We start from the raw sequence: 22,518 nt of genomic DNA, 5'->3' as shown, positions 1-22,518 counted from the left end.
CTGTTTTATCGATACAGGACGCCGATAATGGATACAGCATGCATAACTCTCCTAATTCCATTGTGCTCACATTCGATAGCAAGGATATCCGCAACACCCAGTCCTCCAATAGATTCAAATTGGCGAAGGTGTTGCAGTGGTGCAGGTAGTTTGGCTCCAACCCGCTTAAATAGACTGGTGCCATCGTCGAGGTGCAATGCAACATATTCGTCGAGATGCGCATCGAACTCGTCCAAAGCAATAGCTGCACCACCCAATGCGATCTGACCAGGAAGCGCAAGGGGGACGGCGCTATCTTCTTTAATACGGTAAGCGGACTGGACTTTTTGGATCTGCGGAACTGCCGGTATCTGCACTGCCTCATTTTTGGAACTAGGCACGAACTCAAGGCTGCCGAAGAACATCCCCACAATTGAATGCAGCAGCACTTGATTCTCGTGAAGTAACTGCGTTGGAGGACTTCTTCGTGGATCAGGGGATTCGGCTGCCAGTGCAACAAGTTCTGAATGCTGCGGCTTCAGCAATCGGCGAGCAAAAACATCTTTTCCTGTACGTGCGATGACAATTTGGTGATCCGCTGGGGCGGATGCCTCTATCTCTACGATTGCCACGCTGCCCTGTGGACCTGCGAATCCTAATGTGTTCGACCTGATATAGAAGAAAGCTTTGGACTGGAACCAGTCGGAAGTAATTTCTTCAAATTCGACTTCCTGGGAGTCGCCGACCGAGGCACCTCGTACAAACGCTTTCAGGGAGGCTCGGATAAAAACCTGAAATTCCGGAACTTCGGCGGGGCATAAAACGGGCAATTTTGTGGAAGGTATAGCTAATGGCTCGCGGCGGTTGAAAGTGCGGAACTCTTCATGCGCACGTTCTACACCCTTACGTAGCCGCTCGAGATGCTCTTTGATTTCGGACACGTCCTGTGGGCGAATTCTTTCCTTGTCCCTGTGATGGGATTTGTTTAGCAGCGCCAGTACTGGAGAGCCATCGTTTAGAGCGTGGTCGCCTACGAAGGCCCTGATGACCGGGCTCTTGAACAACTCATTTGGAGGATTCTTGATCAAGCCGCGCAGTCGGCCCAGATGGTCGCTGAGTGTGGGCGCGAAGCTTACCGTCGCGGCAGCAGGATACGCACGGTCATCGAAAAGATCTCCCATTCGACCCTCCAGAAATATACGACATTCTGAGAGATAATCTTGGGCCGTTCTTGCATCGTCGGGGTGAGCCTTGAACTGTTCAAATGCCGCTTGAACGGTGGTGATGCTGGGTGTCAAAAAAATGGTGCCGCGGGTGGCTGTAGCTGGATGTATATATTGATGGTTAAAAGGGACTGGCTTGCCTTGTAGGCGCCTAGCTACTGCCAGGGCGAAGCGAGTGTCATGTGTTGTGATGATTAATTGCGCGTTGGCTTTGTAGATTTCATATATAGCTTCAGCGAACTTATCGCGGTTATCTCCGTCAAGCAGCTCTTGGGGGTCATCCAGCAGAAGTAACTGCAAGCCTCCTCGTTCGCTGAGCATGTACTGCCAGTAAGCAAGGTAGAAGCCCAAGAGGCTTGCGCGTAGAGCTGAAGCGTTCGATACGTGCTGTGCTGGTGCGGCGAGCGTGTTAGAACCTACTAGCAGTTGCAACTCACCGCCGCCGCTCATTCGGGTATCCACTAGCTCCAAGCTGGTAGAAGGAAAAGCGCTGGAATAGATCTTTTTCCTCCAGGCTGTAGCGCTGCTATGTAGTCTCTTTTGTAACAGCAGAACCTGCTGCTCTGCCAACTCACCTATTGTGATGCACTCTTTCAGCGCTTGGCTTGCTTCGCCGTAGGCCTTCAAGCGTTGCTCAAAACTCCGACGTCTCTTGAGTTCCACAACCAGCCGCTTTTGCTTCACGGCGGCATCATCAACAGGCGCTATCGCAGCGACCACGGCTTCCAGCTTTTGTAGCAGTCCCATGAGTGAGCTTGGTACTGTCTCACGCTCGGCGGTAGCTTCTTGGCCAATGACTTTCGCCATGAAGCTGTTCCTCGCGGACGTGGTACTCCTGCGCCATTCGGGATAGGCCAAAGCACGCTCAACGCGATAGATGAGTTTATTGAGCACTTTAAGCTCAGCGCGTCCGTCTCCCAGCTCTGGCGACGCAGTAAAGTTAAATCCAGGAAAGGACTCTAAGCCGTGGTCGCATGCCTCGGTAACGCTCCATTTAAGCGGCGCCAAGCTTCCGATGAAGGCTGGATCTAGAAATAACTCGTCTACCACCGCCTGTCGTAGCAGCGAAGTCGGGTTTTCTGGAAGGTCGCGCCTTGCCTCGGCAGCAATAGCAGATGGGAGTCGTGTCGTTATTTCACCTACGACGTGATTTGCCCAGGTAGTGAATGTTTGCCCTGCGTAGTCCCCCTCCTTAGCCGCCCCACTTATATGGTCTTTAATTTTCTCTCCTGTGACGTCATCTACAACTTCGTCCAGACTTTGGCCACAGACCGCACAGTTGTTTTCGTCGTGTAGGCCCGGATGTTCCCGTATCCAGGCCGCAACCCGCGCGTAAAGACGCACACGAGCGGCTTTATTTGGCTCAGCGGCAATTTCAACAAGTTCTTCTGCTTCCTTCCGCACTGCAGAGATGAAATCCCGAATGGGTGCCACTTCATCATTCGTGAGCTTGGTCAATCCTCCCAGTCGCGCAATTGAAGGAAGGGTACTCAGTTTGCCAACTGCGCTAAGTGCCGGTGCGATGCTCTTCACCAAGTCGCTTCTTTGCTTTTCATCCTGAGCATCGAATGCGTTACCTAATACAAGTTTCGCGTGCTCAAGTCCTGACGACTTGAGCGTTTCGAGCTGAGCCGCAAGGTCATCAAGCTTGGTCTCAAGGGTCGTATCGTCTGAAGGAAGTGGTACGGCTTCTTCTTCAATAGGTAACGTGTTGCTATGGATCAGATCCATCAGGTCGCCGTGAGTGACTATGTAGGCTTCGTCCGATCCCTCTAGCTCGATTCTTTTGTTTTTTGAAAGGTCGCCATCAATTTTCTTCTTGGCTTTTTGGGCGTGGTTTGCCAATTGAACCAAAGGTGCCATGCCAGTGAGTTCTGATACCGCCTTGCCTAGTGCTGAGGTAGAGCCGACCTGCACATAGGGCAGAATACCGGGAATCGTCGTCCCAACCCGCGTGCTGATGGGATCAAGACCCATTTCGGCCAAACCGGAAACTTCCTCCTTCAAGGCGTTGCGCACGGCGCGCTTCAGGCTTCGACGAACTTGGTAGCGCTGGCTATCTTGATCCTCAAATACCAACTCCACCCATGTATCGACGGGGATCGCCTGGGTAGTCAGCGGCTCAAGCGTCGGGTCGGGCAGAGGTACTACTGGTGGAGCTGTATGGGTAGCGTTTTCATTAACTTCAAAATCAAAATCCTTGCTGCCGGACTCTGGGGCACGCTGTGGTCGTAAGACCTCCCCAGTTAACGCCCAGATGATGGCATTAATAAGGGATGTCTTGCCGCAACCGTTGTATCCCTCGAAGAGAGTCACACCACTTTTGACCTCAAAGGTGAAGTCGTTTGGCTTGGCTTGGGAGGTTCCAGCATGATGGAGGCCGGCGAACTGGTGCGCTCGGATCGACACGAGGGAAAATCTGTGAAGAGAGTCTGATTGGCTGGCATCGGCAGACGTGTGCTGGAGAGAGGGGGCTTCAAGAGCGGCATCGACTATAGCCTCCACATCTGCGGTTTGAACGTTGGCAGCCCATCGCATTTTATTTTTTGTGTACCACCAAAGTACACCACGTGACGCGCTGGATTTAAGCTGAAAGGTATCTCCATCATCGCCCACGCTAACGGATAAACCTGCCACTAGGTCTGCGCAAAGGCTGTCCAGTGTATGAAGGTGGAGTGGGCGATTTGCTGTCGTCATGTCCTATTCTCATTTTTAAGTACGCTGAGCATAGGCTTGGCAGTAACCATGCGCCACTTGCGACCTGTCTACGCGCTCTCAGTCGTCTCTTGCACCGAAGTACCACTAGAGCGGCCTGAGCGGACGGATCTGTTTTAGGGAGGCGTTACGAAACGAGGTCTCGATAAACACCAACGTTTAAAAAGACATCTCCAGACACTCTCTCAGGCTACACATCCTTGCGCCTTTGCCTACAGCTACGCCAGAATCCGCCGGCTTGTGCGCTTTGGGGGCGGGTTCTATTGTGGTTCGGTCGCTGACGAATCAGCGATCGGGTTTGGTAGCCCGGTTTTGACTTGGCGCAGAGCGTCACCCGATACAGGCCTTTTTGGGGCTGTGTATTTATGGTGGCCATGCGCAGGGCGTCTTCGGGCGCGCCGGTTTTCCAAGTCACCGGTCTACCAACCTTCGTATGGCCACCACCCCTTCGTTTGGTAGCGAAAGATGATGGCTCCTTTTCTATGATTTGGAGATTCACTCATGATCAAACCAACACCCAACCCGCCCGAAACCGACTCGGTTTCTCCTTACGAATCCCTCGATTCCAGAAAACTCCACGAAGCCGCCGACCGCGCGCTCGACCATTACCTCTGTCCGCCCGGTTCCACGCCGCCTCCCCGTAAAAACCGTGGGATGTACGCCGTGACGGCGGACAACAAAAATGAAGAACTGCTGCTCGATGCCAGTGAAACACTCGCTTCGGCGCAAACCATCGCCCAGAACGTCGCCAGCCTGTTGCCGGCATCGCAGCGCCGGGCGTTGTTGGGGATTGCGCAGTTGATCATGCTCGGGGAGTTGGCGGTGAATCGGGCGTTGGATAATCTGCAAGTGCCGGGGTGATTCGGCTGTCGGGATCGCCTGTTGATTGATCTGGCGGTCGTTCTGGCGCCTTCGCGGGCAAGCCCGCTCCCACAGGGTTTTGTGTTGGTCACGGGCATCGTGTTCGGCGCTGAAACCTGTGGGGGGCGGTAAGTACGAGGATTGAAGGCTTCATTTGACAGTCGCTCCAGCCGGGGCTGTCTACCTTTTTGCTGCTTTCGGCATCGCGCTTGGAAAAATTGGCGGCGGATCTATTTGAGCAGGGAGATGATCGACCATCACCCTCACGGGTGATGGGCTCGATGCATGAAGCGGTTTAGATATTCGGGGTGTAAGAGAAACTTTGCGAAGCTTCGGTATCGGAGAACGGCGTCACACGCGTTTTCTTGTTGAACAGGCCATTGACGAGCGAGCCTGGGAACATTTCGATGGAGTTGTTGAACAGTTCGACGTTGCGGTTGTAAATGGTGATGGCCGCGCCGACGTTCTCTTGTTGTTCGGCGATTTCACGCATCATGTTGTTCGCCGCTTCGGATGCTTTCAGATCAGGGTAAGCCTCAAAGGTAACGCGCAAGCCACCCATCAGCTCCCTCGAGGCGGTTTCAACTTTCGTGAGGGCGTTGCCGTCTGCTCCAGCAGGAAGGGCATTGACCGCGCTGCGAAGGCCGGCGATTTTTTCGAGGAGGCTGGACTCAAAGACCATGAAGTCTGAGAGCACTTTTTGAAGCTGATCGAGCACCTTGGTCTTCTGGCGTTCGTAAACGAGCACGTCTGACCAGGCACGTTGTACTCGGTTGTGCCCCCCAATGATGCCGTTGTAGAGGCTGAAGCCCGCTACGATGATGGCGACAGCGATAACAGCGGAAAGGATGAGTGCAATGTCCATGGCTTACTTCTCTTGGCGGCTTGTTAGGGGAGAGGAGGCAAAGTTGTCATCGTGCAGTTCGCTGAGTGCATGGCTCCATTGGAGCGCAGACATCAGGCGCGGCAGTTCGATACCGGCAGAAATTTCTGCGTAAAAATTGTTGGGCGAAGCCAGCGAATACTGAGCACCGTACGCGAACAGGTCGCTGCTCGCGAAACTGAGGCAGAGCTCTCCACTATTGGAGAACTCCAGGTTCGGACGATCGAGGATGTCGAACAGCTTCAGCAAGTGGAGCACCGTCGAAGGCTTGATGAATTTCGCACAGAGCATCTCGCTGCGACCGGTCAAACGGAACGCTTTATTGAAATCCGGAGAAGCCGTGTCCATGGGCCACGGATAGTCGTTCTCCGATTGGTCATCAGATCTAACCGATATCCCGCTGACCCATGGAAAGTCGATGACCAGGCTGTACCGGTCGTAGTGGTCGTAAACCACTCGAGTCTCCGTTTTGGTTTTTCCATCTTTGTCGGTCACCGTGGTTTGCACTGTTCGCCTGTTAACGTAGTGCAACTGGCGATAGTGGTAAGGGAGGTTGCGCAACGTGCCGGGGAATACACCCTGTATCGACTCGACCAACTCGCGGCTGTAGTCGCCCCGGCGGTAATCACCAAATTCTGTGTCCAGCTTCTTGAGGGTCGTGGCCGAGTCTTCTTTCAGCAAAGTCAGTCCGTTGTGGAAGTAGGATGACAGTCGAGCAATTCTTTTACTGAGCGACGGCAACCGATTAGATTTGGATTTCATCCATGTCAGACTCCAAGCGGCAATCACGATGCCAAGAAAACCAGTGCCCATGCCGAACGAGTCGGGATCAATTTTCAATCGATAAAAGAACAGAGCGACGCTAGAGATGTTCCCAATCCAATAAAGGGCCACAGCACTCGCAAGCAATAACAGGCCAGTGCCGAAAAACCACCATGCGCGTGTGCGATCGAATTCGAGCGGGCCATCGTACGAGGCGAACTCATGGATCACCTTCAATAAGTCGGTGTTGGACTCAGTCCTGTCAATACTGGCTTCGCTCACAGCCAGCAACTCATTTAATCTCGCGTTCTGCGATGGGTTGGCCATGTCAGGTATCCATTGATTCAGGGATGCCTGGCGCGGGATTAATGACCCGTATTGAAGATTCGGCTGTATTCATAATCTGTCAGGAATTTTGAAAAGGAGTGGACGATAGCATTGTCAATGCAATGAGCGTTTTGGATACAGGGTGTGTAAAAAAGCGCTCCAGTTTAACCAAGTTGAGTTCGCCGACAAAAACGTCGAATCGCTCCCTCACGGCGCTTTAGGACTGACAGGATTTTTCAGGGTTATCACCGATAGTGTTCCCCGTTCAATTTCATAAATTGGAGGTTTTTTTTGAAGTCCGATCCTGGCGTTCACAAACGAGTGCTTGGCGCCTTGCCGGAGCTACCGCTCGATTGTAGGGTACATGGCCGTTACGATCTGCAGGGGAGCCAACTACCCGTGACGCTCTCTATTGGCAATGCCAAAGCGTTTTGGATCGACTGGCCACTTTCAAAATCGGCAGTGGTTGAAGTTAGCTCGAACCGTATGGCTACTTCAGACCATCCCTAGTGCGTGATAAATCAAAGGTCGTCATGTAGCATAGACCCATCAGCAGTTCTACAGTCATCCCGTCACTACGCGCTACTGAATCAACTCTAGAAGGTTTGTGAATGATAAGAACTATCCCGGTGTGGAAAATGATGATGATCGCCAAAGGTAAGATATTGGGACTTTTAATCCTGGCAAGCCTACCTGTTTTTATTTTTGGCGGTGCGAGGGCATTTCTTGAAGGGTTGCAGAATGGGCAAATTCGCCAGGCTGCAATGGGGTTTATCACTCTGATTTTTTTTGGTGTGGGTGTCCTGCTATTTGCACCTTCAAAAAAATATATTCCCGGTAAAACATTTCAGGCTTATAGAAATAAAAAATTCAATACAAAGGCGGGTATAAATTACGGTTATGCAATCATTATTCTGTCGGGGGTAATTATTGCAGTTCTTGCACCGGAAACGGCGATGACAACACTGTACTATGGAATAGGTGGCATTGTTTGTCTTTATTTTTATTCAAAAACATTAAAATTTCACGAGGATGTCGATTTTTCGACAAATGAATATTTGGAAACCGCTCTGGGATTTCCTGCCGGGGAGAAAATTCTGGTCAGCTACCAGAATTTTGATGCCGGTGAGGTTAAAAATGGTTGCAATGCTTTTGCCGCAACAGCGACCAAGTTAATTGTTGCGTCGTTTGACGGGAGTGTTTGGAGAAAGCTGTCACGGGACCTGAATCAGATCTCGCGCATTGGCATCGCTGGCGATGCATCCCAAAATCATTTTGTTAAATTGCAATTCAATGATGGAGCCGATGCTTTGTTGCGCATTGAACTATATGAAAAGCTCACATCAAATCCAACCCTGATAATAAGACGGCTGTTAGAAGCGATTGATGCAAGTCTTCTGAGCGATAGTGGTGCATCACAGGCAGTACAAAGACGTCGAGTGGTTGTCAACTCCGAAACTCCAGCCCCGGCTTTAAAAAATGTTGCGCCTGAAGCGACGCTTGTACCCATGGCGCCTGTGCGTAACATCGAGGTTGCCCCTGATGTGTTAATTGCTATCCAGGCCGCCGAAGAAGTTGTTCCCGGTCGCAGGCTGGAGCTTTAATAATGTCGCATTGTACAAAGTTTGAATTTTCTTATGTTAATGAAGAAGCGATTGCCAAAGCTTTCGGCAAGATGGGCCTTAGCCCGACGACGAGTCTGGTTTCCACGTTTGCCAGCGATTTCAGTAAAAAAGTGTTGAGCAAGTTAGGTTATTTGGGCACGCAGCAATACAGGGCTATTTGTGGCCAAACCGCTGATGGGTTCAATCTATTTGTTTGCCAAATTGAGGCGGGCTCATACAAACTCCTCATCGAACGGCAAAGTATTTCGGTCAACGATGAAGCGATAATGGATGATTTGGCTTTAAGCTTTCAGAAAGCATACATCAGCGTAGCCATCGATGAAACCATCAAGCGCATAGAAGCATCAGGGGTTCCAGCAAGGGTGAAAGAAACGCTTCAAGGGTTCGAGATTGAATTTGGACCTCGCTATGAATACGGTATTCATGTCACTTTTACGGGCGATGCAATTACGGAGGAAGTGCATGGCGTGAAAGGCGATATTTGCACAAAACTTACTGAAGAGCTTGAGGCTCTACTTTCTAGCCCTATGGCGGAGCTTGTAACAGAGTGGAAGCCGGAATATACCGTAGTTCATGAAGAGCAAACCCTTCAAATTCTCAGTGCGAACTTCTAAATGGAAATCAATTTACACCATATGGAGTTAAGCCGCGTTAACGGCCCTGGATTACGCTTGACATTATGGGTGCAGGGTTGTGTGCTGAATTGTAAGGGATGTTTCAACCAGACGACGCATGATGGCGAAGCGAATACGCTGATGTCTGTTTATGAATTGGCTCAGAAGATAAATGCAATGGACATCGCTGGGGTTACCCTCTCCGGGGGGGAACCGCTCGACCAGGCGCCAGCCTTGGAACAATTAATACATGCCGTCAATGGCGAGAAAAACTGGATACTCTATACAGGCTATACGCCAAAAGAGATATTCCAGAATGAAGGCATGATTCGAGTTGTTAAAGCCGTAGACTTGACGCTGGCCGGTCGGTATCGGCATAACGCTAAACATCCCTATCAGCACAAGCAAATTATCAAAACCAGCGACAGAGTCGATATTGACTTTTTCCGTACTGGAAGAGTTGTCGAGTTTATTGTTTCAAGTTCTGGCGTTACCAAAACCGGTCTTCCGATGCATGTATAACTCAGTTCAAGCGCAGGGATAATAAGCATGAGCCGTACCAAGCAGATAACAGATTACCTAAAAGCGCGTTATGCGATTTTGGTCATTGAAACTTTTGAGGAAGAGCGTGCACTCAATGAGATTTCTGAAATCGCCAAGGCGCTCAGCCATCGTTTGTTCGTTTGGAACTCGACGCTAGGCGTGCAGATAAATGGCGTCGTGGCTGGGGATAAAACCTTTGATCTGAAAATGGCCTTGGATTTTTGCGAAGAAAAGGCGAAGGAGGAGGGCAGCAAAAACATTTTTGTTTTTTGTGATGCTCATAACTACCTTGCCTCAAGCTCAAACCCTGTCTACCGCCGTCGACTTCGAGATTTAGCCATCAATATCCGTTCGCGTGGTTATCGAAGTAACTGCATTGTCGTGGCACCCAGCTTTGAAGTTGCCAATGATCTGCAAAAGGAAATAACGTTAATTGATTTTCCACTCCCGTCAAGAGAAGAAGTTAAGGCTCAGATAAATAACTTTGTTAATTCATGGCAGGGTAATGGCAGCGTTAAGATTGATCTTTCTAGTGAGGCAAAAGATAAACTCATTGATGCCGCTTTGGGTCTCACGGGGTTGGAAATTGACAATAGCTTGTCTCGTTCATTGGTATCCAGTCTGAATATAAATGAAAACACCGTAAAGGATCTGCTTTCCGAGAAAAAACAAATTATACGGAAAACAGGCATCTTGGAATACATTGACTCAAAGGTAAGTCTTGAAGATGTTGGAGGGCTGGCAACTCTTAAGAAATGGCTCCATTTGCGTAGCCAGTGTTTTGGGCAGTTGGCTCAGGAGTTTGGTGTCAGAACCCCGAAGGGTTTGCTCTTAACGGGAGTTCCCGGTTGTGGCAAGTCGTTAACGGCGAAATGCATATCGTCGTCATGGAACATGCCCTTATTGCGTTTGGATATGGGAAAAATCTTCCAAGGGGTGGTCGGCTCTTCAGAATCCAATATTCGTTCCGCACTACGTACTGCCGAAGCTATCTCGCCCTGCATCCTATGGATCGATGAAATTGAAAAAGGACTTTCTGGCTCTTCCGGAGGGGCATCTGATGGTGGCACTGCTACACGCGTATTCGGCACGCTGTTGACTTGGATGCAAGAAAAAACGGCACCTGTTTTTGTGTTTGCTACCGCTAACAATATCAACAGCTTACCGCCGGAGTTGTTGAGGAAGGGGCGATTCGACGAAATATTTTTCGTTGACTTCCCGTCGACATTGGAAAGAAAGAAGATTCTTGAAATACATCTGAAGAAATTGAAGCGTGATCCAGAAAAATTCGATTTGGATCGATTGTCTGCTCTAGGCGGCGAGTCGAATTTTGGTAAAGACATTGTGCTTTCTGGTGCTGAAATCGAAGCTTGGGTTGGGGACTCGCTGATTGAAGCGTTCTCACGGCGGATGAATGGCTCTGGTGATTTAAGCGACTTGACGATGGTGGATTTTGAAACGACTATTTCGCGTTTTGTACCCATGAGCAAAATGCGTAAAGACGAGTTCACGAAACTTCGTGATTGGGCGAATCAAAATGCAATTAGCGCTTCGGCTATGGTTGCCGGTCAGAATGATAAGGAAACTCAAATCGGCGGTAGGCAAATTGATTTTTAATTTTCGGTGATTTGGCAGCCTAACCGCTTAATCCCTGGCGACACGCCCATGGGCCGGTTCCACGCCGCCTCTACGCAAAAGCCGTGGGATGTACGCCGTGACGGCGGACAACAAAAATGAAGAACTGCTGCTCGATGCCAGTGAAACACTCGCTTCGGCGCAAACCATCGCCCAGAACGTCGCCAGTCTGTTGCCGGCGTCGCAGCGTCGGGCGTTGTTGGGGATTGCGCAGTTGATCATGCTGGGGGAACTGGCGGTGAATCGGGCGTTGGATAATCTGCAATTGCCGGGGTGATGCGGGTGTCGGGATCACCTGATGATTGATTGGGTGTCCGTTCTGGCGCCTTCGCGGGCAAGCCCGCTCCCACAGGGTTTTATGCTGATTGCAGATGTTGTGTACGACGCTGAAAGCTGTGGGAGCGGGTCGGGTACTGTCCTGCGCCGTTTTCGTGTGGTTATTGAGGCGCCTCGGGACATTCACGGGTCCATCGCGTCACCGTCATGTCATTGAATTGCTCACCGATGGTATCGACGCGCAGGCAAGTTCCTTTCTTCGTGTAGTACAAGATGCAGCGCGAGCTATCAAACGAGCAGGTATCCAGTTCGAAGAACTTGCGTGCAGCCAGCTCCCGTTCCACGCCACTGTATTCATAGCCGTCGGTGGTGTGCATCTGCGTCGGCTTCCATCCTTGTTTGACTAGCTTGGACTTGGCTGCCACCAAACGCTCACCGACGGCGATGCCTGCTGGCCCGTGTTTGTCGCTTATCGCCTGTGAGCCGTCGGCAAATGCTGTGCTGATGCCCATGCAATAAAGTGCGGCAAGTACGAGGGGCGAAGCCTTCATTGGACAGTTCCTCCGCAGATTTGTAGGTCGATGAAAAGTCCGGATACTCGGCGTAAGGTTGCGGAGGATAGTGATTCTTCTTGCCTGGACCTTCGGGAAGCGCCGTCCACCTTGTTGCTGCTTTAGGCATCGCGCCCGGAATGTCACCGGCCTTGATCTTGTCGATCACGCCTAGCAAAAAAACGGGACTGATTTATTTCCATAAAATAAATCAGTCCCCTTTGTCATCACTTTGTTGTCGATTTCTGGTTTCAATCCTTTTCAGGACATTTGAAGTTCCAGGAATAAACTTTCATGTCTTTGACTTCTTCGCCGACAGTTCCTACACCTAAACAATCTCCGTTCTTGATGTAGTTGAAGCTGCAGAAACGGACGCCTTCCGTGCAAGACTCGATTTCATTGAAGCCTTTTCTTTGGATGACGTTTTCAACCCCGAACTCACTTGAGTAGGACGGATTCGGCTTCCAGCCATTTTTGATCAAAGCTTTTCGGGCTTTCGAAAATGGCATTCCCTCTTTGATAGGAACGTCTGCTGCGCTAGAAAATAAACTGACGCAACATAAAAGGCTGATGGCTAATATTTTTAGTTTCATTTAACAGTTCCGCCAAAAATCTACCGTCCATGTACATTTGCGTCGCACAGAATGCCTGAGGCAAAAGTTGCGCTCAATATTTCTTACAGATCTTTGATTGACTGTTGGTGAGTGGCTTCTGTCGAGTCGCTCGCAATGCCTTTACGCCCCGACTGGGTTCACGCGTTGTGCGCGGTAAAAATTGCCGGTAATGGGGCAGATTTGTTTAAACGGGAAGGTGCCGCAGTAAGGTCTCGATAAACACCAGCGTTTAAAAAGACATCTCCAAACACTCTCCCAGGCTACACATCCTTGCGCCATTGCCTACAGCTACGCCAGAATCCGCCGGCTTGTGCGCCTTGGGGGCGGGTTCTATTGTGGTTCGGTCGCTGACGAATCAGCGATCGGGTTTCGCAGCCCGGATCAATCAAGGCGCACAGCGCTACCAATCTCGTTGCCATTTTCGGCAATGGTGCTTTATGGCGGCTGTGCGCGGGATACCTTCGGGTATGCCGGGTGCCTTGATTCCCGGTCTGCGAACCTGCGTACAGCTGCCACCTCCCTTCGTTTCGCAGCGAAATGTGGCGGCTCCAACAATCAAGGAGCTTCACCATGATCAAACCAACACCCAACCCACCCGAAACCGACTCGGTTTCCCCTTACGAATCCCTCGATTCCAGAAAACTTCACGAAGCCGCCGACCGCGCCCTCGACCATTACCTCTGTCCACCCGGTTCCACGCCGCCTCCGCGTAAAAAACGTGGGATGTATGCCGTAACGGCGGACAACAAAAATGAAGAACTGCTGATCGATGCCAGTGAAACACTCGCTTCGGCCCAAACCATCGCGCAGAACGTTGCCAGTCTGTTGCCGGCGTCGCAGCGTCGGGCATTGTTGGGGATTGCGCAGTTGATCATGCTCGGGGAATTGGCAGTGAATCGGGCGTTGGATAATTTGCAGTTGCCGGGGTGATGCGCGTATCGGGATCACCTGCTGATTGATTGGGTGTCCGTTCTGGCGCCTTCGCGGGCAAGCCCGCTCCCACAGGGTTTTGGGTTGGTCAGGGATGTTTAGTCTGGCTGTGAAACCTTTGGGCGCTGGGCTGGCAGCGATGGTGATGACACATGCGCTGTTTCTGCTGCCTGAGATATCTGTGTAGGAGCTGCCGCAGGCTGCGATCTTTTGATTTTGATCCTGAAAAACAAGATCAAAAGATCGCAGCCTGCGGCAGCTCCTACAGGGGGCGGGTGAGTAGGGTTTCGAGTTTTGCCAGTGGCGGCGCGTCCTGGTTGCGGTCGAATACTTGAATCCCAACCTTGAGCAACCGCCCATTCTCCACCGTTGCGATCACTTGCTCACACCGCAACAACAACCGCCCCTGATCACACTCCTGCGCTTTCATCCCCATCGGCAACTTGCCTTCAAGCCGCAACTCCGCCAAACGACTTTGCCCGGCCAGTAAAGCAATCGACCGATCCCGCAACACCCCGTTGCTCTGCGTCATCAACCCCGCCACGCGCACAGCCGCTGACATCGCCACGGCAATAATCGCTAGCGCCACCAGCACTTCTATCAGGGTGAATCCGCTTTCTCGGGAACGCGCACGCATAAATGGCCCAAAACCAAAGCACAGCCCTCGACGCTAACCCCCGTCCTTGACGGCTTGACGACGAAAACTCCCGAGGATTTTCAACATCCCTGACATATCTTCTTGCAACACTGCGCGTCGAATCGAATCAAGCCAAAGGAATGTCGAGATGGATATCGCACCGTGCAAACCGCCTGAGCAGTCGCCGCGCAAGCCCCGTGGGCAGCAGGGTTTTACCCTGATCGAGATCATGGTGGTGGTGGTGATTTTGGGGATTCTGGCGGCGATGGTGGTGCCCAAGGTGCTCGACCGGCCGGATCAGGCGCGGGCGACGGCGGCGAAGCAGGACATTGGCGGTTTGATGCAGGCTTTGAAGTTGTATCGCCTCGACCACGGCACTTACCCGAGCATGAATCAGGGCTTGAAAGTGCTGGTGGAGCGGCCGGCGGATGCGAAGAACAGCAACTGGCGTTCGTACCTGGAGCGTTTGCCGAATGATCCGTGGGGCCGTCCTTATCAGTACCTCAACCCGGGCGCCAACGGCGAGATCGACATTTTCTCGCTCGGTGCCGACGGTCAGCCGGACGGCGACGGCGTGAATGCCGATATCGGTTCCTGGCAGCTGTAAGGCCGGCCATGAACAGACGTTCGCCTGACGGGGCGAAGCAACAAGGAATGGCGATTATCAGCGCGTTGCTGATTGCGGCCGTGGTGGCGGTGATTGCGGCGGGCATGTTGACGCGCCAGAGCGTGTCGACCCGTGCGCTGGAGGCCGATCAGCAGCGCGTGCAGGGGCGCTGGATTGTGCAGGGCGGCGTGGAGATCAGCCGCCAAATTCTCTGGGATGCTCGCCAGCGCGATCCGCTGACCCGGCTCGATCAGCCGTGGGCGCAGCGCTGGGTGGCTCAGGGTTTCGAGGGGCGACTGGAAGACGAGCAGGGCAAGTTCAATCTGCGCAATCTGGTGGCCAATGAGCGTGTCGATGAGGCGCAGGTGCAGGCGTTTCAGCGCTTGTGCGAGTTGATCGGGATCAGCGCCGGTTTGAATCAGCGCATCCGTCAGCGGGTCATCGAGTCGTACCCGCGACTGTTGAATCCGCAGATGGCCGAGAACAACAACGGCGTCGACAGCGGTCGGGCGACATCGCCTAACGCCTCGCGCAAACCACAAAATCCGACGTTGCCGATGCTGCGCAGCATCGATGATTTGCGCAGTGTTGACGGTGTGAATGACGCGGTGATCGGCAAACTGGCGCCTTACATGACGGTGATTCCCGCGACGACCTGGCTCAACGGCAATACCGCCACTGCACCGGTACTGGCGGCGTATGTGCCGGGGTTGTCGCTGGAGCGCGCGCAGGCGTTGATCAATGAGCGTGACGCCGGACGCTGGTTCATCAACCGGGGCGACTTCGTTAACCGCTTGCGCATGCCGAATCTGGAAGTCAGCAGCGTCAAGGTCGGCATCACCAGCGACTGGTTTCGCCTGCGCGGTGAAGCGCGACGCGAGCAGCGCCGGGTCAGCCTCGAGGCGTTGTTGCATCGTAGCCAGGACCGGTTGCCGCAAGTGATCTGGTCGCGGGTGGGCGTATGACTCAGATAAGGGTTGCGCTGCCGCCATTGGCGGAACTGGACTTGGACTGCACGGTGAATTGCGCATGGCTGGATCGTCAGGGCCAGGTCAGCCGTGAAGACTGGCTGACATTGGCGCAGTTGATTCAGCTGCCGAAACTGCCGCCACTGCTGTGTTTTCTGCACCCGGCGGACAGCCTCGTGGCGAGTATCGATCTGCCGCCGCTGCCGGCCAACAAAACGGCAGCGGCGGTGCAATGCGCGGCGCAGGCGCTGATGCTCGGCGACAGCCGTGAGATGCACATCGCCCACAGTCCGCGTGACGAGGCGGGGCGGGTGCAAATCGCGTGGGCGCCGCGTCAACGCCTGCTGCACCTTGCGCATCTCCTCAAGCAGTCCGGCCTGAACCTGCGCGGTTTGTACCCGGCGGCGTACAGCTTGCCGGTGCTGCCGGGCCTTGTCGCGTGTGTGCAGGACGGCCATCTGTTGCTGCGCGAAAGTCTGCAATCGGCGCGGGTGCAACCGTTGTTTGATGAAGGCGTCGACAACACGCTGTGGGAGCCGGGCGTCACGCTGCACTGGATCGGCGCAGCGCCGCCACCCGGTGCCGAACTGCCCATGAGCGAAGCCCTGCGCTGGACCGGGCCGGTACCGGGTTGGGGCTTGCACGGTGTGCTGCAACAGCAAGTCACTGAACATCGTGGTTGGGGGCGGGCGCTTGGCTTGTCGGCGCTGGCCGTGGCGGTATGGGTGATCGGTTTGAACCTGTATGCCGCGCGCGAAGCCAGTCAGGGGCAGCAGCTCAAGACGCAGATGAATGTGCGGGTGAAGCAGGCCTTCCCCGAATTGCCGGTGATCCTCAATCCGCTGCAGCAGGCCCGCCAGCAATTGGCGGCGCGGCAAAAAGGCGCGGTCGATGACCCGGCGCAGAACTTCAGTCGCCTGGTGTTGCAGGCGGGCACGGGCATGCCGTTCATGGCCGGCAGCGTTGAACGTCTGGCCTATGTCGACGGGACGTTGCAACTGAGCCTGTTGAGCGACGCCCGTCGCAGCGGCAATGACAAGGATTGGCAAAGCGCCCTGGCCCAGGCCGGGATCAGCGTGACGGCCGACGACGAGGGCTGGACGTTGCGCCCGGCCGCTGAAGCCAGCACCAATGAAACCGAAGACAACAGCAGCGAGGCAGACGATGAATAAGGCTGCGTTGGCGATTCACCGCGCCCGCTGGCAGGGCTTCAATCGTCAGTTGCAGGCGCGTTGGCAGCCGTTGGCATTGCGCGAGAAACGCATGGTCGCGGGCATGGCCATCGCGCTGTTCGGTCTGCTGCTCTGGGTGGCACTGATTCAGCCACCGCTGAAAAAAATCAGCTATTGGCAAAACGAAACGCCGAAGTTGCGCGCGCAGACCGAAGCGCTGGAAGTGCTGCTGCGCGAGGTCAATGTGCGCCCGGACGGGCAAGGCGTCGGCCAGTCGCTGGAGCAAACCCTGCAGGCCAGAGGTCTGGCCGGGCACTATCAATTGCAGGCGGCGGATTCGGCTTCGTGGCAACTGACCTTCGACGCCGCGCCGGCCGACGCGGTGCTCGACTGGTTGCTGAGCCAGCCGTCGCAACTTTCTCTGCAAGTGGTCGAGGCCCGTTTGCAACGCGCGGAAAACGCTTCGACCGAAGTTACTGCCGGCACTTTGTCAGGCACCGTTCGCATGGATCAGGCGCTGGGCGCTAAGGAAGCTTCATGAAGGGGTCAGGATCCAAACTGGCACTGCCGATGCTGCTGATGGCGTTGAGCGCGTGCAGCAACACCAGCACACCGCCGAATCAGCCGCCGCTGCTGGTCGACAGCGAACTCGGCCGGCCGTTGGCCAACACTCAGCGCAGCGGTGATGCGGTGCTTGATCGCGAGCGGGCTCAGGCGCAAGTCAGGCCCGCGCCCAAGCAATTGCACAACATCACCCAGCGCGCTCGTGGTAGCGCCGCCTCACGGGGCAGCGCCGTGCCGAGCAATCCGCTGGGTAATCAACCGGTGACGCTGAATTTTGTCGACGCGGATATTCAAGCGGTGGTGCGCGCCTTGTCACGTTCGACCGGTCAGCAGTTTCTGGTCGATCCACGGGTCAAGGGTAGCCTGACGCTGGTTTCGGAAGGTCAGGTGCCGGCGCACCAGGCCTACGACATGCTGCTGTCGGCTCTGCGCATGCAAGGCTTTGCCGTGGTCGATGTCGGCGGGGTCGCCCACGTCGTGCCTGAGGCCGATGCCAAACTGCTCGGCGGGCCGATCTACAGCGCCGACAAACCTGCCGGCAACGGCATGCTCACCCGCACGTTTCGACTGCAATACGAGAACGCGGTGAACCTGATTCCGGTGTTGCGGCCGATTGTGTCGCCGAACAATCCGATCAACGCCTATCCCGGCAACAACACCGTTGTCATCACCGATTACGCCGACAACCTGACCCGCGTCGCGCAGTTGATCGCCAGCATCGACACGCCAAGCGCCATCGACACCGACGTGGTGCAGATCCAGAACGGCATCGCTGCCGACATCGCGCCGATGGTCGCTGATTTACTCGACACGCCGGGCAATGATCCGACGCAGAAAATCGCGGTGATTGGCGATCCACGCTCGAACACCATCATCATTCGCGCTGGCAGTCCGGAGCGCACGGAACTGGCGCGGAATCTGATCTACAAACTGGATAACGCGCAAAGCAATCCGAGCAATCTGCATGTGGTTTATTTGCGTAACGCGCAAGCGGCGAAACTGGCGCAGGCGTTACGCGGTTTGCTTACCGGCGAAAGCGACAGCGGCACCAGTGACAGCGCGCGTTCGGTGCTCAGTGCCATGGGCAGCAGCGGCAATAATGGTGGTTCGAATGCTCAGAGTGGTACGCAAACCAGCGGCACTACTTCGACCACTTCCAGCAACGGCAGCACTGGCGGCAGTTATGCCCAGGGCAGCAGCGCCACCAGTGGCAGCGCCCAAAGCACCGAGCAAAACGTTGCGTTCAGCGCTGGTGGCGTGACGATTCAGGCTGACGCGACCACTAACACCTTGCTGATTTCCGCGCCGGAGCCGCTCTACCGCAACCTGCGCGAAGTCATTGATCTGCTCGATCAGCGCCGCGCGCAAGTGGTGATCGAAAGCCTGATTGTCGAAGTCGGCGAGGACGATGCCAGTGAGTTCGGCGTGCAGTGGCAGACCGGCAACCTGGGCGGCGATGGCGTGATTGGTGGCGCGAATCTGGGTGGTTCCGGCTTCAATCTCAGCGGCAAGACCAGCATTGATGCGCTGCCGCAGGGTTTGAACCTCGGCTACGTCAACGGCACGGTCGATATTCCCGGCATCGGCAAGATTCTTGATCTGAAAGTGTTGGCGCGAGCGCTGAAGAGCAAGGGCGGCACCAACGTGCTGTCGACGCCGAACCTGCTGACGCTGGACAACGAAGCGGCGAGCATTTTCGTCGGCCAGACCATCCCGTTTGTCAGCGGCAGCTACGTCACCGGCGGCGGGGGCACCAGCAACAACCCGTTCCAGACCGTGACGCGTGAAGAAGTGGGGTTGAAACTCAATGTGCGCCCGCAGATTTCCGAGGGCGGTACGGTCAAACTCGACATCTATCAGGAAGTCAGCAGCATTGACGAGCGCGCGTCCAACAGCGCGAGAGCGGCGGGCATTGTCACCAACAAACGTGCGATCGACACCAGCATCCTGCTCGATGACGGGCAGATCATGGTGCTCGGCGGCTTGCTGCAGGATGGCTACAGCCAGAGCAATGACGCGGTGCCGTGGCTGTCGACCATCCCCGGAATTGGCGCGCTGTTTCGCAACGAGCGCCGGGCGATCAGCAAGACCAACCTGATGGTGTTCCTGCGCCCGTACATCATTCGCGACAGCGAAGCGGGGCGCAGCATCACACTGAACCGCTATGACTTCATGCGCCGTGCACAGGGCGGTTTGCAACCGGAGCGCAGTTGGGCGATGCCGGACATGCAGGCGCCGCAATTACCCACGGCGTCGCAAGGCGTGCCGGTGAGCAGGCCGACGTCGGGGCCGCGCGCCACGATTAAAGCAGTGCCCTTGCAATGAGCGTCTTGCCATACGCCTGGGCCAAGGCTCAACGCATCTTGCTGCGCGACGGGGTGTTGACGGTGTGCCCGGCGACGCCCGGCTGGTCGATCAGCGAGGTGCGACGCCAGTTCGGCGAGGCCAAAGTCACGCGGGTGCGCGATGACGAACTCGACGGTTTGCTCGCCGCCGCCTACGCCGACACGGGCAGCGCCGCGGCGGTGGTCGGCGCTGCTGAAAACGAAGTCGACCTTGATCGTCTGATGCAGGACATGCCGGAAATCACCGATCTGCTGGATACCCAGGACGGCGCCCCGGTGATCCGCATGATCAACGCGCTGCTCACCCAGGCCGCTCGCGATGAGGCCAGCGATATTCACATCGAGCCGTTCGAAACCCATTCGGTGGTGCGCTACCGCGTCGACGGCACCCTGCGTGACGTGGTCTCGCCCCGCAAGGCGTTGCACGGTGCATTGGTGTCGCGGATCAAGATCATGGCCCAGCTCGACATCGCCGAAAAACGCCTGCCGCAGGATGGGCGGATTGCTTTGCGTGTGGCGGGCCGGCCGATCGATATTCGCGTCTCGACCGTGCCCACCGGCCATGGCGAACGGGTGGTGATGCGTCTGCTCGACAAGCAGGCCGGGCGCTTGCACCTGGAAACCCTCGGCATGGACGCGCAGGTGCTGGCCAAGCTCGATCACCTGATCCGCCAGCCCCACGGCATCGTGCTGGTCACCGGCCCCACCGGCAGTGGCAAGACCACCAGCCTTTACGCGGCGCTGGCGCGGCTGGACGCGAGCACCAGCAACATCCTCACCGTCGAAGACCCGGTGGAATACGACCTGCCGGGGATCAGCCAGATTCAGGTCAACGCCAAAATCGACATGACCTTTGCCCTCGCACTGCGGGCAATTCTGCGCCAGGACCCGGACATCATCATGATCGGCGAGATCCGCGATCTGGAAACTGCGCAAATCGCCGTACAGGCTTCGCTGACCGGTCACCTGGTGCTGGCGACCCTGCACACCAACGACGCGGTGTCGGCGGTCAATCGCTTGATCGACATGGGTGTGGAGCCGTTTCTGCTGGCCTCGTCGATGCTCGGCGTGCTGGCGCAACGGCTGGTGCGCAGGTTGTGTAATCAATGCAAACAGGAAGATCCGGCGACCCCCGGGACTTGGCGCCCGGTGGGTTGCGCCGTCTGCAACAACACGGGTTACAGCGGCCGAACCGGCATTCACGAATTGTTCTGCATCGACGATGACATTCGCACCTTGATTCACCAAGGCGCGGGGGAGCAAGCCTTGCGCGCGGCTGCCGCCAAGGCCGGGATGTTCAGCCTGCGCGAGGACGGTGAACGCTGGATTCGCAGCGGTGCCACCGCCCCCGAAGAAATCCTGCGTGTGACACGGGACGCCTGATGAATCGCTATCGCTTTGAAGCCGCCGACGCCAGCGGAAAAATCGAATCCGGGCATCTGGAGGCTGACAGTCAAACCGCCGCGTTCAGTGCCTTGCGTGGGCGCGGCTTGACCGCGTTGTCGGTGCAAAAGGAAAGCAACGTCGCCAGCCACGGTGGCGGCGGATTGTTCAGCGCCAAGCTCTCGGACAACGACCTGGCCTGGGCCACCCGGCAACTGGCGAGCCTGCTCGGCGCCAGTCTGCCACTGGAAGCGGCGTTGAGTGCCACGGTCGAGCAGGCCGAGAAAAAGCACATCGCCCACACCCTCAGCGCCGTGCGTGCCGACGTGCGCAGCGGCATGCGTCTGGCCGAGTCCCTGGCGGCGCGACCACGGGATTTTCCCGAGATCTACCGCGCGTTGATCGCGGCGGGGGAAGAGTCCGGCGATCTGGCGCAGGTGATGGAACGACTGGCCGATTACATCGAAGAACGCAACAACCTGCGCGGCAAGATTCTCACGGCGTTTATCTACCCCGGTGTGGTCGGGTTGGTGTCGATCGGCATTGTGATTTTCCTGCTCAGCTACGTGGTGCCGCAGGTGGTCAGTGCGTTTTCCCAGGCGCGGCAAGATCTGCCGGGGCTGACGCTGGCGATGCTCAATGCCAGTGATTTCATTCGCAGTTGGGGCTGGTTGTGCGCGGCATTCATGGCCGGCGGATTCTGGAGTTGGCGTTTGTATCTGCGTAATCCGGCGGCGCGCTTGAGTTGGCATCATCGGGTGCTGAAGTTGCCGCTGATCGGGCGCTTCATCCTTGGGCTGAACACCGCGCGTTTTGCCTCGACGCTGGCGATTCTCGGTGGCGCCGGGGTGCCGTTGTTGCGAGCACTGGAGGCAGCGCGGCAGACCTTGTCCAACGACCGCTTGAGCCTGAGCGTCAGCGATGCCACGGCCAAGGTGCGCGAAGGTGTCAACCTGGCGGCGGCGCTGCGGGTGGAGAATGTGTTTCCGCCGGTGCTGATTCACCTGATCGCCAGCGGCGAGAAAACCGGTTCGCTGCCACCGATGCTAGAGCGGGCGGCGCTGACCCTGTCCCGGGATATCGAGCGCCGGGCGATGGGCATGACCGCGCTGCTTGAGCCCTTGATGATTGTGGTGATGGGTGGGGTGGTGCTGGTGATTGTGATGGCGGTGTTGTTGCCGATCATTGAGATCAACCAGTTGGTGCAGTAGCGGGTTTTGCGGTTGTCTGATCGGGCCCGTTCGCGAGCAAGCCCGCTCCCACAGGGGAACGCATTTCAACTGTGGGAGCGGGCTTGCTCGCGA

The 22,518-nt window shown here is 55.6% G+C and carries 19 protein-coding genes and 1 pseudogene; 14 read left to right on the top strand and 6 right to left on the bottom strand.

The annotated features are described in order from the left end of the window. Positions 1–5: 5 nt before the first annotated feature. Positions 6–3,899, bottom strand: coding sequence for an AAA family ATPase (locus tag K5E40_RS28180; protein WP_221733525.1), 3,894 nt, complete (start codon positions 3,897–3,899; stop codon positions 6–8). 519 nt (positions 3,900–4,418) lie between these two features. On the opposite strand from K5E40_RS28180, the gene K5E40_RS28175 reads away from it, so the two are divergent. After that, positions 4,419–4,778, top strand: a complete 360-nt coding sequence (locus K5E40_RS28175) for a DUF6124 family protein (protein WP_221733524.1) — start codon at positions 4,419–4,421, stop codon at positions 4,776–4,778. A 295-nt stretch (positions 4,779–5,073) separates the two neighbouring features. On the opposite strand, the gene K5E40_RS28170 is transcribed toward K5E40_RS28175, so the two are convergent. Both K5E40_RS28170 and K5E40_RS28165 read right to left on the bottom strand, forming a co-directional pair. Continuing rightward, positions 5,074–5,643 (bottom strand): LemA family protein, encoded by a 570-nt coding sequence (locus K5E40_RS28170; RefSeq protein WP_221733523.1) that lies wholly within the window; start codon positions 5,641–5,643, stop codon positions 5,074–5,076. A gap of 3 nt (positions 5,644–5,646) precedes the next feature. Continuing rightward, a complete protein-coding gene (locus K5E40_RS28165; RefSeq protein ID WP_221733522.1) occupies positions 5,647–6,750 on the bottom strand; it encodes a hypothetical protein in 1,104 nt (367 codons plus the stop codon). Between the two features lie 638 nt (positions 6,751–7,388). Here K5E40_RS28165 and K5E40_RS28160 point away from each other — a divergent pair. The 5 genes and pseudogenes from K5E40_RS28160 to K5E40_RS28140 form a co-directional block, all read left to right on the top strand. Further along, positions 7,389–8,354, top strand: a complete 966-nt coding sequence (locus tag K5E40_RS28160; RefSeq protein WP_260456097.1) for a hypothetical protein — start codon at positions 7,389–7,391, stop codon at positions 8,352–8,354. A gap of 2 nt (positions 8,355–8,356) precedes the next feature. After that, the gene (locus K5E40_RS28155; RefSeq protein WP_221733520.1) at positions 8,357–8,989 is read left to right on the top strand and encodes a DUF2997 domain-containing protein; all 633 of its coding nucleotides are present in this window, start codon (positions 8,357–8,359) and stop codon (positions 8,987–8,989) included. Beyond that, on the top strand, positions 8,990–9,511 hold the full coding sequence (locus K5E40_RS28150) for a 4Fe-4S single cluster domain-containing protein (protein ID WP_221733519.1): 522 nt from the start codon (positions 8,990–8,992) through the stop codon (positions 9,509–9,511). 27 nt (positions 9,512–9,538) lie between these two features. Further along, positions 9,539–11,149 (top strand): AAA family ATPase, encoded by a 1,611-nt coding sequence (locus K5E40_RS28145; protein ID WP_221733518.1) that lies wholly within the window; start codon positions 9,539–9,541, stop codon positions 11,147–11,149. A gap of 55 nt (positions 11,150–11,204) precedes the next feature. Then, positions 11,205–11,444: pseudogene (locus K5E40_RS28140) on the top strand (DUF6124 family protein); the annotation flags it as partial. Between the two features lie 160 nt (positions 11,445–11,604). On the opposite strand, the gene K5E40_RS28135 reads toward K5E40_RS28140, so the two are convergent. Next, complete coding sequence (locus K5E40_RS28135; protein WP_221733517.1) at positions 11,605–11,994, bottom strand: hypothetical protein; 390 nt, start codon at positions 11,992–11,994, stop codon at positions 11,605–11,607. Positions 11,995–12,245: 251 nt separating this feature from the next. Next, on the bottom strand, positions 12,246–12,587 hold the full coding sequence (locus tag K5E40_RS28130) for a hypothetical protein (protein ID WP_260456096.1): 342 nt from the start codon (positions 12,585–12,587) through the stop codon (positions 12,246–12,248). Between the two features lie 591 nt (positions 12,588–13,178). On the opposite strand from K5E40_RS28130, the gene K5E40_RS28125 reads away from it, so the two are divergent. After that, positions 13,179–13,538: a DUF6124 family protein gene (locus K5E40_RS28125; protein ID WP_221733516.1), complete on the top strand. Its 360-nt coding sequence runs from the start codon at positions 13,179–13,181 to the stop codon at positions 13,536–13,538. Positions 13,539–13,800: 262 nt separating this feature from the next. On the opposite strand, the gene gspI is transcribed toward K5E40_RS28125, so the two are convergent. Then, the gene (gspI, locus tag K5E40_RS28120; RefSeq protein WP_221733515.1) at positions 13,801–14,175 is read right to left on the bottom strand and encodes a type II secretion system minor pseudopilin GspI; all 375 of its coding nucleotides are present in this window, start codon (positions 14,173–14,175) and stop codon (positions 13,801–13,803) included. A gap of 148 nt (positions 14,176–14,323) precedes the next feature. On the opposite strand from gspI, the gene gspG reads away from it, so the two are divergent. From gspG to gspF, 7 genes are read left to right on the top strand one after another with little or no spacing between them, the layout of a single operon-like run. Then, a complete protein-coding gene (gene gspG / locus K5E40_RS28115) occupies positions 14,324–14,782 on the top strand; it encodes a type II secretion system major pseudopilin GspG (RefSeq protein ID WP_187678581.1) in 459 nt (152 codons plus the stop codon). Between the two features lie 8 nt (positions 14,783–14,790). Further along, positions 14,791–15,747, top strand: coding sequence for a type II secretion system minor pseudopilin GspK (gspK, locus tag K5E40_RS28110; protein WP_221733514.1), 957 nt, complete (start codon positions 14,791–14,793; stop codon positions 15,745–15,747). After that, positions 15,744–16,922 (top strand): type II secretion system protein GspL, encoded by a 1,179-nt coding sequence (gene gspL / locus K5E40_RS28105; protein WP_221733513.1) that lies wholly within the window; start codon positions 15,744–15,746, stop codon positions 16,920–16,922. Before gspK ends, gspL begins: the two co-directional genes overlap by 4 nt. Further along, positions 16,915–17,463, top strand: coding sequence for a type II secretion system protein GspM (gspM, locus tag K5E40_RS28100; protein ID WP_221733512.1), 549 nt, complete (start codon positions 16,915–16,917; stop codon positions 17,461–17,463). The genes gspL and gspM overlap by 8 nt, the downstream gene beginning before the upstream one ends. Continuing rightward, the gene (gene gspD / locus K5E40_RS28095) at positions 17,460–19,811 is read left to right on the top strand and encodes a type II secretion system secretin GspD (protein ID WP_221733511.1); all 2,352 of its coding nucleotides are present in this window, start codon (positions 17,460–17,462) and stop codon (positions 19,809–19,811) included. The genes gspM and gspD overlap by 4 nt, the downstream gene beginning before the upstream one ends. Then, positions 19,808–21,214: a type II secretion system ATPase GspE gene (gspE, locus tag K5E40_RS28090; protein ID WP_221733510.1), complete on the top strand. Its 1,407-nt coding sequence runs from the start codon at positions 19,808–19,810 to the stop codon at positions 21,212–21,214. Before gspD ends, gspE begins: the two co-directional genes overlap by 4 nt. Next, the gene (gene gspF / locus K5E40_RS28085) at positions 21,214–22,425 is read left to right on the top strand and encodes a type II secretion system inner membrane protein GspF (protein WP_221733509.1); all 1,212 of its coding nucleotides are present in this window, start codon (positions 21,214–21,216) and stop codon (positions 22,423–22,425) included. Before gspE ends, gspF begins: the two co-directional genes overlap by 1 nt. The last annotated feature ends 93 nt before the right edge of the window (positions 22,426–22,518 follow it).

The organism is Pseudomonas baetica (assembly GCF_019733355.1).
Classification (GTDB): Bacteria; Pseudomonadota; Gammaproteobacteria; order Pseudomonadales; family Pseudomonadaceae; genus Aquipseudomonas; species Aquipseudomonas baetica_A.
Note: the sequence above shows the minus strand (reverse complement) of the source record. Positions and strands in the feature narration are given on the sequence as shown.